Raw genomic sequence first — 14,693 nt, forward strand, 5'->3', positions numbered from 1 at the left:
TTTTAGTGATATAGATGCTTTAAAATGCTAATTTTGATTATGCGATTAAAGTGAATCTACATTTAATTTTAATATCACATTAATTTAATGTGGGTACATGTCTAAAATCTGATGTTTGTTAAGGTTTCAGGTTGTGCTAAAAGTTCAATTAAGTTATAAATTAATTATATGGGAAAAATTACTATTCCTTCTGGACAGATTAAATTATCATCTTTCTTATCCAATAAGAGTGAGCTGGTAATGTCAATAAATAGCGCAAAAAGTGCTCTGGGTAAACTCGGAGTTTTTTCTGTGTTGTACGTGCTTTTAATTGGTTCTTCTCTGGCTGCACCAAGTGAAGTGGGTGAGCGCTGTAGCGATGAGCTAAAAGGAAGCTCTTTATTTGCGGATCCTGTTCTGGATCTTAATGGTTCGGTGCCAAGTTTTGATAAGAATGTCCAATTTAGGCCTACCCCAGCCTCTCTTAGTTCTTTAGTAACTGTGCCAACCTTAACAACAGACACAGGTACTATAATAGCTGCAACAATAAGCTTTGCAGGTACTGTTCAGGCGACAGAAAATTTATATAGTAACTATGGAGGTGTTAACAATTTTTTCCCTTTTAATGCAGCTGCAAATACTCAGAGTTTTGTTGTTAATGGAACGACAATTCAATTAACACAAAACTTTGTAGATTTTACTATTACAGAAATAGCGGGGAATCCAATACCAAATGCTGACTTTTTAGAATTTATTAATTCATTATTTTATTATAATAACACAAATACACCTACGCCAGGGGTACGTACAGCCACTTTTGAAGTTACAGATCCTAATTTAGCTACTGGCAGTGCACAGAGTGTAATTCGTGTTTTTGATACGGCTCCTGTAGCGGTTGATGAAGTTGATAGTGTAGATGCAGATGAGATTGCAACAATAAGTGGAAATGTATTAACTAATGACACAGGTATTAGTCTAACAGTTACTGAGGTTGATGTATATCCGGGGCAGGTGAATTCTCCTTACACAACGCTTTATGGCGAAATTACTATTCAATCAAACGGGACGTACATATATGATGTTGATGAGACAAATCCAGCTGTAGTTGGTCTTAAAAATGGTGAGTCTTTGGACGATATTATTTCATATACAATTAGTGATAATATCGATATAATAGATTATGGTATACTTACGATTACAATTGACGGTGTAGATGAAGCTCCAGATGCTCAAGATAACGCTGACAGTATTACAGTTGTCACAGAAACAGACGTAAGTGGCAACATTATTACAGATGAGGGTGTGAATGGCGTGGATGCCATTGATAGGGGGTTGAGTACGCTTGTTTGGGAAAATGAGTTTCCCACAGCTGGTCCCAACCCTATGTATTCGACTCCAGTAGATGGTCAGGCTAGAAATATTAATGCCGTTCAACTTGACTTTTTTTCAACAGATATAGATAATATTGGTATTCCTAATCAAAATCAAACAGTAGCGTTAACCGGGTCTAATGGTGGACACTTTGGGTATTTGAGATTTGGTATACAGGCTAGTACTAACCCTGTGAACGATACAGAGCTTCGTATCACTTTTGATGAGCCAGTGTTTAATTTAGGCTTCTTAATTGTTGATATCGATTTTTCGCAGGCACCAGTTTGGCAGGATCAAATGCAAATTAGTGGATCATTAGGTGGAGTGGCATCTGCATATAAGTTTGTTACGACAGGAGGTGTTGTGATTATTGGGGGTGATACTTTTTATGGAACAGGAAACGCAATAGAAAGTGATGCTACAGGAAATGTAAATGTTGTTTTTGAGGAGCCTATTGATGAGTTGGTTTTCAGTTATAATTATGGGCCTAATGTCACAAATAATCCTCCTGGAGGGCAAATTGCTGGAATATCAGATTTATATTGGCAAGGTAAGGCAGAAGATGTTGTGGTTATCGAGATAGATGGTGACCCTGTCGCGGTAGGTGGTTCAGTATTTGTAGGAACTTATGGAAGTATTCAAGTGTTTCCTGATGGAACATACACTTATACTCCAGATATAAATAATCCCGCAGTTGCTGGATTGTTAACAGGAGAGACATTAACAGAAGACTTTGCATACGTATTATCTGATGGCGTTAATTCTGATAATGCAAATTTGGTAATTACCTTAAATGGAGATAAAACTGCACCTACAATCACGATTGATACTCCTATTGAAGGAGATGGTATAGTTGATAGCAATGAAGATGATGATGTGACTATATCAGGAACTACCACAGATGTTGAAGATGGACAAATAGTTACAGTAACTTTTTCCGATGGAGTAAATATTGTAACAACAACAGCAACTGTAATAGGAGGAGTGTGGACTGCTACAGATGCTGATATATCTGGACTTAATAACGGATCAATCACTGTAACTGCAGATGTTACTGATTTTGGTGGTAATCCCGCTAATGATTTAGAGTCGATAGTGTTAGGAATCCCGCCAATAGCACAAAATGATGAAAGTTTAGCCAATACACCTGGGGCAACGGTAAGTATCGATCCAACTGCTGACAATGGTTTTGGAGTTGATGCAGATCCTGATGGCATCTTAGATGTAACTTCTGTAAGTTTAGTAGTTCCAGGAGGTTCAACAATGGTTCAGACGGATGGAGATGGAGACATTATTGGATATACAGTACCTGGTGAAGGAGTTTGGGAGGTTAATCCTGTGAATGGTGAGATTAGTTTTGCACCATTGGCTGGGTTTAATGATGATCCAACATCTCCAGCCATATATACAATTGATGATAATGCTGGTAATACTTCTAACCAAGCTACAGTAATAATTGATTATGTGCCTGTTGCAACTGCAGACGAGGTTTCTGGTATTATGCCAGGAGACCCTGCAGTGATTGATGTCTTAGCAAATGATGTAGATGGGGATCTTGTTGACCCAACGACGGTAATGATAATAGATCCTGCAAATCCAGGTGTTCCTGTGACAAGCTTAGTAGAGCCTGGAGTTGGTATTTGGAGTGTTGATCCAGTAAGTGGAGCAATTACCTTCACCCCTTGTAGTGCGGCAGGAGTTCCAGATGCTAGTTGTACAGGATTATTTGAAGGTAGTCCAATGGACATCTCTTATGTAGTATCTGATGATGAGGGTAACGCAACAACTCCTACAAAAGTAAGTGCAGCTTATGCTGTTCCACCAGTGGCTCAAAATGATGAGAGTTTAGCAAATACTCCTGGTGCTACGGTGAGTTTAGATCCAACCGCTGATAATGGTTTTGGAGTAGATGTCGATCCTGATGGAACTTTAGATGTAACGAGCGTGAGCTTAGTAGTTCCAGCTGGAGCAACAATGGTACAGACGGATGCAGATGGCGATATTATTGGGTACACAGTACCTGGTGAAGGAGTTTGGGAAGTTAATCCTGTAAATGGTGAGATTAGTTTTGGACCACTAGCTGGCTTTAATGATGATCCAACAGATCCTGCTAGTTATACAATAGATGATAATGCGGGTAATACTTCTAACCAAGCTACAGTAACAATTGATTATGTACCTGTCGCAACTGCAGATGAGGTTTCGGGTGTTATGCCAGGAGACCCTGCAGTGATTGATGTATTGGCAAATGATATAGATGGTGATCTTGTAGATCCAACGACGGTGCAAATTGTAGGAACTGCCAATCCTGGTGATGATTTAGTAGAGCCTGGCGTAGGAGTTTGGAGTGTTGATCCAGTAAGTGGAGCCATTACATTTACTCCTTGTAGTGCAGCAGGAGTTCCAGATGCTAGTTGTGTTGGATTGTTTGAAGGTAGCCCAATGGATATCTCTTATGTAGTATCTGATGATGAGGGTAACGCAACAACTCCTACTAAAGTAAGTGCAGCTTATGCTGTTCCACCAGTGGCTCAAAATGATGAGAGTTTAGCAAATACACCTGGTGCTACGGTGAGTATCGATCCAACCGCTGATAATGGTTTTGGAGTAGATGCTGATCCTGATGGCACTTTAGATGTAACGAGCGTGAGCTTAGTAGTTCCAGCAGGAGCAACGATGGAGGTGCTTGATGCAGATGGTGATATTATAGGATATACAGTACCTGGTGAAGGAGCTTGGGAAGTGAGTGAAACCACAGGTCAAATTAGCTTTATACCATTAGCTGGTTTTAATGATGATCCAACAAGTCCTGCTAGTTATACCATAGATGATAATGATGGTAATCCATCAAATGTGGCTACGGTAACAATTGATTACGTTCCTGTTTCAACCTTAGATGAGAGTGCAGGTAATGACACTGGTCTTCCAGTAGTGGTAGATGTACTAGCAAACGATGTTGATGGAGATGTAGTAGATCCAACCACGGTACAGATTGTAGGTACTGCAAATCCTGGTGATGACTTAGTGGTTGTTGGTGAGGGTACTTGGAGTGTTGATCCAGTAAGTGGAGCCATTACGTTTACACCTTGTACGGTAGTTTTATTACCTGATTGTCCTGAGATTTTCACTGCAGACCCTACAGATATAGCGTATGTGGTTGCAGATGATGAAGGTAATGTTACAGACCCTGCAAGTGTAAGTGTGAGTTTTATTCCAGAGCCACCAGTTGCAATGGATGATGCGAGTAACAATAATATGACTGGAGATTCCGTGCTTATTGATGTTGCTGGAAATGATATGGATCCTGATGGTACTTTAGATTTGACGACTGTTCAAATCGTAGGTACTGCCAACCCTGGTGATGATTTAGTAGAGCCTGGCGTAGGAGTTTGGAGTGTTGATCCAGTAAGTGGAGCCATTACCTTCACCCCTTGTAGCGCAGCGGGAGTTCCTGATGCTAGTTGTGTTGGAGTATCTACACAAGATCCACAAGACATTAGCTATACAATAAATGATAATGATGGCAATGTATCTAATGCAGCTACGGTATCTGTGATGTATGATGCAGAGCCACCAGTAGCTCAAAATGATGAGAGTTTAGCAAATACCCCTGGTGCTACGGTGAGTATCGATCCAACCGCTGATAATGGTTTTGGAGTAGATGCCGATCCTGATGGAACTTTAGATGTAACGACTGTGAGCTTAGTAGTTCCAACTGGAGCTACGATGGTACAGATGGATGCAGATGGTGATATTATAGGATATACAGTACCTGGAGAAGGAGTTTGGGAAGTTAATCCTGTAACTGGTGAGATTAGTTTTGCACCATTGGCTGGTTTTAATGATGATCCAACAAGTCCTGCTAGTTATACCATAGATGATAATGATGGTAATCCATCAAATGTGGCTACGGTAACAATTGATTACGTTCCTGTTTCAACCTTAGATGAGAGTGCAGGTAATGACACTGGTCTTCCAGTAGTGGTAGATGTACTAGCAAACGATGTTGATGGAGATGTAGTAGATCCAACCACGGTACAGATTGTAGGTACTGCAAATCCTGGTGATGACTTAGTGGTTGTTGGTGAGGGTACTTGGAGTGTTGATCCAGTAAGTGGAGCCATTACGTTTACACCTTGTACGGTAGTTTTATTACCTGATTGTCCTGAGATATTCACAGCAGACCCTACAGATATTGAGTATGTGGTTGCGGATGATGAAGGTAATGTTACAGACCCTGCTAGTGTAAGTGTGAGTTTTATTCCAGAGCCACCAGTTGCGATGGATGATGCGAGTAACAATAATATGACTGGAGATTCCGTGCTTATTGATGTTGCTGGAAATGATATGGATCCTGATGGTACTTTAGATTTGACGACTGTTCAAATCGTAGGTACTGCCAATCCTGGTGATGATTTAGTAGAGCCTGGCGTAGGAGTTTGGAGTGTTGATCCAGTAAGTGGAGCGATTACCTTCACCCCTTGTAGTGCAGCGGGAGTTCCTGATGCTAGTTGTGTTGGAGTATCTACACAAGATCCACAAGACATTAGCTATACAATAAATGATAATGATGGCAATGTATCTAATGCAGCTACGGTATCTGTGATGTATGATGCAGAGCCACCAGTAGCTCAAAATGATGAGAGTTTAGCAAATACCCCTGGTGCTACGGTGAGTATCGATCCAACCGCTGATAATGGTTTTGGAGTAGATGCCGATCCTGATGGAACTTTAGATGTAACGACTGTGAGCTTAGTAGTTCCAACTGGAGCTACGATGGTACAGATGGATGCAGATGGTGATATTATAGGATATACAGTACCTGGAGAAGGAGTTTGGGAAGTTAATCCTGTAACTGGTGAGATTAGTTTTGCACCATTGGCTGGTTTTAATGATGATCCAACAAGTCCTGCTAGTTATACCATAGATGATAATGATGGTAATCCATCAAATGTGGCTACGGTAACAATTGATTACGTTCCTGTTTCAACCTTAGATGAGAGTGCAGGTAATGACACTGGTCTTCCAGTAGTGGTAGATGTACTAGCAAACGATGTTGATGGAGATGTAGTAGATCCAACCACGGTACAGATTGTAGGTACTGCAAATCCTGGTGATGACTTAGTGGTTGTTGGTGAGGGTACTTGGAGTGTTGATCCAGTAAGTGGAGCCATTACGTTTACACCTTGTACGGTAGTTTTATTACCTGATTGTCCTGAGATATTCACAGCAGACCCTACAGATATTGAGTATGTGGTTGCGGATGATGAAGGTAATGTTACAGACCCTGCTAGTGTAAGTGTGAGTTTTATTCCAGAGCCACCAGTTGCGATGGATGATGCGAGTAACAATAATATGACTGGAGATTCCGTGCTTATTGATGTTGCTGGAAATGATATGGATCCTGATGGTATTTTAGATTTGACGACTGTTCAAATCGTAGGTACTGCCAACCCTGGTGATGATTTAGTAGAGCCTGGCGTAGGAGTTTGGAGTGTTGATCCAGTAAGTGGAGCCATTACCTTCACCCCTTGTAGCGCAGCGGGAGTTCCTGATGCTAGTTGTGTTGGAGTATCTACCCAAGATCCACAAGACATTAGCTATACAATAAACGATAATGATGGCAATGTATCTAATGCAGCTACGGTATCTGTGATGTATGATGCAGAGCCGCCAGTAGCTCAAAATGATGAGAGTTTAGCAAATACACCTGGTGCTACGGTGAGTTTAGATCCAACCGCTGATAATGGTTTTGGAGTAGATGCCGATCCTGATGGCACTTTAGATGTAACGAGCGTGAGCTTAGTAGTTCCAGCAGGAGCAACGATGGAGGTGCTTGATGCAGATGGTGATATTATAGGATATACAGTACCTGGTGAAGGAGCTTGGGAAGTGAGTGAAACCACAGGTCAAATTAGCTTTATACCATTAGCTGGTTTTAATGATGATCCAACAAGTCCTGCTAGTTATACCATAGATGATAATGATGGTAATCCATCAAATGTGGCTACGGTAACAATTGATTACGTTCCTGTTTCAACCTTAGATGAGAGTGCAGGTAATGACACTGGTCTTCCAGTAGTGGTAGATGTACTAGCAAACGATGTTGATGGAGATGTAGTAGATCCAACCACGGTACAGATTGTAGGTACTGCAAATCCTGGTGATGACTTAGTGGTTGTTGGTGAGGGTACTTGGAGTGTTGATCCAGTAAGTGGAGCCATTACGTTTACACCTTGTACGGTAGTTTTATTACCTGATTGTCCTGAGATATTCACAGCAGACCCTACAGATATTGAGTATGTGGTTGCGGATGATGAAGGTAATGTTACAGACCCTGCTAGTGTAAGTGTGAGTTTTATTCCAGAGCCACCAGTTGCGATGGATGATGCGAGTAACAATAATATGACTGGAGATTCCGTGCTTATTGATGTTGCTGGAAATGATATGGATCCTGATGGTACTTTAGATTTGACGACTGTTCAAATCGTAGGTACTGCCAATCCTGGTGATGATTTAGTAGAGCCTGGCGTAGGAGTTTGGAGTGTTGATCCAGTAAGTGGAGCCATTACCTTCACCCCTTGTAGCGCAGCGGGAGTTCCTGATGCTAGTTGTGTTGGAGTATCTACCCAAGATCCACAAGACATTAGCTATACAATAAACGATAATGATGGCAATGTATCTAATGCAGCTACGGTATCTGTGATGTATGATGCAGAGCCACCAGTGGCTCAAAATGATGAGAGTTTAGCAAATACACCTGGTGCTACGGTGAGTATCGATCCAACCGCTGATAATGGTTTTGGAGTAGATGCCGATCCTGATGGAACCTTAGATGTAACGAGCGTGAGCTTAGTAGTTCCAGCAGGAGCAACGATGGAGGTGCTTGATGCAGATGGTGATATTATAGGATATACAGTACCTGGTGAAGGAGCTTGGGAAGTGAGTGAAACCACAGGTCAAATTAGCTTTATACCATTAGCTGGTTTTAATGATGATCCAACAAGTCCTGCTAGTTATACCATAGATGATAATGATGGTAATCCATCAAATGTGGCTACGGTAACAATTGATTACGTTCCTGTTTCAACCTTAGATGAGAGTGCAGGTAATGACACTGGTCTTCCAGTAGTGGTAGATGTACTAGCAAACGATGTTGATGGAGATGTAGTAGATCCAACCACGGTACAGATTGTAGGTACTGCAAATCCTGGTGATGACTTAGTGGTTGTTGGTGAGGGTACTTGGAGTGTTGATCCAGTAAGTGGAGCCATTACGTTTACACCTTGTACGGTAGTTTTATTACCTGATTGTCCTGAGATATTCACAGCAGACCCTACAGATATTGAGTATGTGGTTGCGGATGATGAAGGTAATGTTACAGACCCTGCTAGTGTAAGTGTGAGTTTTATTCCAGAGCCACCAGTTGCGATGGATGATGCGAGTAACAATAATATGACTGGAGATTCCGTGCTTATTGATGTTGCTGGAAATGATATGGATCCTGATGGTACTTTAGATTTGACGACTGTTCAAATCGTAGGTACTGCCAATCCTGGTGATGATTTAGTAGAGCCTGGCGTAGGAGTTTGGAGTGTTGATCCAGTAAGTGGAGCCATTACCTTCACCCCTTGTAGCGCAGCGGGAGTTCCTGATGCTAGTTGTGTTGGAGTATCTACCCAAGATCCACAAGACATTAGCTATACAATAAACGATAATGATGGCAATGTATCTAATGCAGCTACGGTATCTGTGATGTATGATGCAGAGCCACCAGTGGCTCAAAATGATGAGAGTTTAGCAAATACACCTGGTGCTACGGTGAGTATCGATCCAACCGCTGATAATGGTTTTGGAGTAGATGCCGATCCTGATGGAACCTTAGATGTAACGAGCGTGAGCTTAGTAGTTCCAGCAGGAGCAACGATGGAGGTGCTTGATGCAGATGGTGATATTATAGGATATACAGTACCTGGTGAAGGAGCTTGGGAAGTGAGTGAAACCACAGGTCAAATTAGCTTTATACCATTAGCTGGTTTTAATGATGATCCAACAAGTCCTGCTAGTTATACCATAGATGATAATGATGGTAATCCATCAAATGTGGCTACGGTAACAATTGATTACGTTCCTGTTTCAACCTTAGATGAGAGTGCAGGTAATGACACTGGTCTTCCAGTAGTGGTAGATGTACTAGCAAACGATGTTGATGGAGATGTAGTAGATCCAACCACGGTACAGATTGTAGGTACTGCAAATCCTGGTGATGACTTAGTGGTTGTTGGTGAGGGTACTTGGAGTGTTGATCCAGTAAGTGGAGCCATTACGTTTACACCTTGTACGGTAGTTTTATTACCTGATTGTCCTGAGATATTCACAGCAGACCCTACAGATATTGAGTATGTGGTTGCGGATGATGAAGGTAATGTTACAGACCCTGCTAGTGTAAGTGTGAGTTTTATTCCAGAGCCACCAGTTGCGATGGATGATGCGAGTAACAATAATATGACTGGAGATTCCGTGCTTATTGATGTTGCTGGAAATGATATGGATCCTGATGGTACTTTAGATTTGACGACTGTTCAAATCGTGGGAACTGCCAACCCTGGTGATGATTTAGTAGAGCCTGGTGTAGGAGTTTGGAGTGTTGATCCAGTAAGTGGAGCGATTACCTTCACCCCTTGTAGTGCAGCGGGAGTTCCTGATGCTAGTTGTGTTGGAGTATCTACCCAAGATCCACAAGACATTAGCTATACAATAAACGATAATGATGGCAATGTATCTAATGCAGCTACGGTATCTGTGATGTATGATGCAGAGCCACCAGTGGCTCAAAATGATGAGAGTTTAGCAAATACACCTGGTGCTACGGTGAGTATCGATCCAACCGCTGATAATGGTTTTGGAGTAGATGCAGATCCTGATGGAACTTTAGATGTAACGAGCGTGAGCTTAGTAGTTCCAACTGGAGCTACGATGGTACAGACGGATGCAGATGGTGATATCATAGGATATACAGTACCTGGAGAAGGAGTTTGGGAAGTTAATCCTGTAACTGGTGAGATTAGTTTTGCACCATTGGCTGGTTTTAATGATGATCCAACAAGTCCTGCTAGTTATACCATAGATGATAATGATGGTAATCCATCAAATGTGGCTACGGTAACAATTGATTACGTTCCTGTTTCAACCTTAGATGAGAGTGCAGGTAATGACACTGGTCTTCCAGTAGTGGTAGATGTACTAGCAAACGATGTTGATGGAGATGTAGTAGATCCAACCACGGTACAGATTGTAGGTACTGCAAATCCTGGTGATGACTTAGTGGTTGTTGGTGAGGGTACTTGGAGTGTTGATCCAGTAAGTGGAGCCATTACGTTTACACCTTGTACGGTAGTTTTATTACCTGATTGTCCTGAGATATTCACAGCAGACCCTACAGATATTGAGTATGTGGTTGCGGATGATGAAGGTAATGTTACAGACCCTGCTAGTGTAAGTGTGAGTTTTATTCCAGAGCCACCAGTTGCGATGGATGATGCGAGTAACAATAATATGACTGGAGATTCCGTGCTTATTGATGTTGCTGGAAATGATATGGATCCTGATGGTACTTTAGATTTGACGACTGTTCAAATCGTGGGAACTGCCAACCCTGGTGATGATTTAGTAGAGCCTGGCGTAGGAGTTTGGAGTGTTGATCCAGTAAGTGGAGCCATTACCTTCACCCCTTGTAGCGCAGCGGGAGTTCCTGATGCTAGTTGTGTTGGAGTATCTACACAAGATCCACAAGACATTAGCTATACAATAAACGATAATGATGGCAATGTATCTAATGCAGCTACGGTATCTGTGATGTATGATGCAGAGCCACCAGTGGCTCAAAATGATGAGAGTTTAGCAAATACACCTGGTGCTACGGTGAGTTTAGATCCAACCGCTGATAATGGTTTTGGAGTAGATGCCGATCCTGATGGCACTTTAGATGTAACGAGCGTGAGTTTAGTAGTTCCAGTTGGAGCCCTAGATGTTGCTATTGATGCTAATGGAGACGTAACTGGTTACACAGTACCAGGAGAAGGTTCTTGGCAGGTGAATCCAATTACTGGAACAATAAGCTTTATTCCATTAGCTGGATTTAATGAGGATCCAACTTCGCCTGCTAGTTATACGATAGACGATAATGATGGTAACCCATCAAATATAGCTACCGTAACGGTGGATTACGTTCCTGTTGCAACTGCCGATGTAAGTGCAGATAATACAACTGGTCTTCCAGTAGTGATAGATGTACTTGCAAATGATGTTAATGGGGATGTTGTAGATCCATCGACGGTACAGATTGTTGGTACAACAAATCCTGGTGATGACCTAGTTGAACCTGGAGTAGGAGTTTGGAGTGTAGATCCAGTAACGGGTGCAATTACTTTTACACCTTGTACTGCTGCGGGTATTCCAGATGCTACTTGTACAGGATTATCTGTAGAAGATCCAGCACCTATCGCTTATACAATAATGGATAATGATGGGAATATAAGTGATCCAACAGAGGTTTCTGTTTCTTTTGACGAATGTAATGGACAAGGACTTGGAGATTGTGATGGTGATGGTGTTTCAAATGATGATGAAGTAAATGGTGGTACTGATCCTAACGATCCTTGTTCTTATAATGCTATGGATCAAGATTTAACTATCGTTACTAGTGAATGGAATAGTATTGATTGTGATATGGATGGTCTTACTAATAATGAAGAGACTACGGGAATCGATGATCCTTCAACTCCAAATGATCCAAATGGTAATACAACAGATCCACAAAATCCTGATACGGATGGTGATGGTGTAACAGATGGTGATGAAGCTGGAGATATGACAGATCCTAATGATCCTTGTGCTCTTGAGATAGCTAGTCAGACAGTTACTCCTACCATGGCATGGAATGATCTTGATTGTGATATGGATGGGTTAAATAACGGTGAGGAACTTACTGGAATAGATGATCCAACAACGCCTGGAGATCCTGATGGTAACATTACAGATCCATTAGATATTGATAGTGATGGTGATGGTGTAACAGATGGTCAAGAAGCTCTTGATGGTACAGACCCTAATGATAACTGTAGTTTAGTAGTAGCAAATCAGACAGAAACGACTGATGCTGCTTATAACAGTGCAGATTGTGATATGGATGGTCTTACTAACAATGAGGAGACTACGGGAATCGATGATCCTTCAACTCCAAATGATCCAAATGGTAATACAACAGATCCACAAAATCCAGACACGGATGGTGACGGTGTAACAGATGGTGATGAAGCTGGAGATATGACAGATCCTAATGATCCTTGTGCTCTTGAGATAGCTAGTCAGACAGTTACTCCTACCATGGCATGGAATGATCTTGATTGTGATATGGATGGGTTAAATAACGGTGAGGAACTTACTGGAATAGATGATCCATCAACTCCTGGAGATCCAAATGGTAATATTACAGATCCATTAGATATTGACAGTGATGGTGATGGAGTAACAGATGGTCAAGAAGCGCTTGATGGTACAGACCCTAATGATAACTGTAGTTTAGTAGTAGCAAATCAGACAGAAACGACTGATGCTGCTTATAACAGTGCAGATTGTGATATGGACGGTCTTACTAATAGTGAGGAGACTACAGGAATCGATGATCCTTCAACTCCAAATGATCCAAATGGTAATACAACAGATCCACAAAATCCAGACACGGATGGTGATGGTGTAACAGATGGTGATGAAGCTGGAGATATGACAGATCCTAATGATCCTTGTGCTCTTGAGATAGCTAGTCAGACAGTTACTCCTACCATGGCATGGAATGATCTTGATTGTGATATGGATGGGTTAAATAACGGTGAAGAACTTACTGGAATTGATGATCCAACAACGCCTGGAGAACCTAATGGTAATATTACAGATCCATTAGATATTGATACTGATGGTGATGGTGTAACAGATGGTCAAGAAGCTCTTGATGGTACAGATCCTAATGATAACTGTAGTTTAGTAGTAGCAAATCAGACAGAAACAACTGATACTGCTTATGACAGTGCAGATTGTGATATGGACGGTCTTACTAACAATGAGGAGACTACAGGAATCGATGATCCTTCAACTCCAAATGATCCAAATGGTAATACAACAGATCCACAAAATCCAGATACGGATGGTGATGGTGTAACAGATGGTGATGAAGCTGGAGATATGACAGATCCTAATGATCCTTGTGATTTACAGGTAAGTAGTCAATCTGTAGATCCTTCTCAGATGTGGAATGATCTTGATTGTGACCTTGATGGATTAACTAATGCAGAAGAAATCACTGGAACAGATGATCCTGATACTCCTGCAGATCCTAATGGTAATACAACAGATCCTACTAACCCAGATACAGATGGTGACGGAGTATCTGATGGTGATGAAGCAGAAGATGGTACAGATCCTAACAGTCCATGTGATTTCTTAATAGATAGTGTTACACTACCTATGGATACTGATTTTGCTAGCCTTGATTGTGATGGCGATGGTGTAACTAACGCAGACGAAATAGCAGATGGTACAGATCCATTTGATGTTTGTGATTTAGTAGCAGATAGCCAGACTGTAACAACAACAGCAGAGTTTAACAATGCAGATTGTGATAATGATGGGTTAACTAATGAGGAGGAGATTACTGGAATAGATAATCCGCTTACTCCTTCAGATCCTAACGGTAACACTACAGATCCTACTAATCCTGATACAGATGGTGACGGAGTTTCTGATGGTAGAGAGGGATTAGATGGTACAAACCCTAATAACTCTTGTAGTTTAGAAGTAAGTAGCCAGACACTCGCTGCTAGTCAAGAATTCCTTGATGGAGATTGTGACGGTGATGGTATTCTAAACGGTGAAGAACTAGGTGATGAGAATGATAATGGTATTCCAGATTTCCTAGAAGTAAATAATGGAAATCCAGATGCAACAGACGGATTAGAAGTATTTGATATTATGACTCCTAATGGAGATGGTCTTAACGATGTCTTTGTAATAAGAGGTATCGAGCAGTATCCTAATAATAAGTTACGTATCTATAACAGATGGGGAGTGCTTGTTTGGGATGCAGACGGATATGGACAAGATAACGTCTTCTTCAGAGGAGAGTCTAATGGACGTGTAGTTGTAGATCAAGACAGGTTATTACCTGTAGGTACTTATTACTACGTACTTGACTATACAAACGATGCTGGTTCACTCAAGCAACTAGCAGGACCATTATATATTAATAGATAATAAAACAATAATATTTGGTACGCTTTCGCGAAAGCAAA

General features: G+C 41.4%; 1 protein-coding gene. It reads left to right on the forward strand.

Going from position 1 to position 14,693, the window contains the following annotated elements; genetic code table 11:
* Positions 1-168: 168 nt before the first annotated feature.
* Entirely contained in the window at positions 169-14,655 is a 14,487-nt protein-coding gene (locus SJY37_RS06785; protein WP_379952915.1) for a gliding motility-associated C-terminal domain-containing protein, read from the forward strand.
* Positions 14,656-14,693 lie beyond the last annotated feature (38 nt).

The sequence above is a fragment of the Dokdonia sp. R78006 genome, assembly GCF_042466145.1.
Classification (GTDB): domain Bacteria; phylum Bacteroidota; class Bacteroidia; order Flavobacteriales; family Flavobacteriaceae; genus Dokdonia.

Coding starts and splice junctions, on each gene's coding strand:
- SJY37_RS06785 (WP_379952915.1), top strand. CDS start 169: ATGGGAAAAATTACTATTCCTTCTGGACAGATTAAATTATCATCTTTC.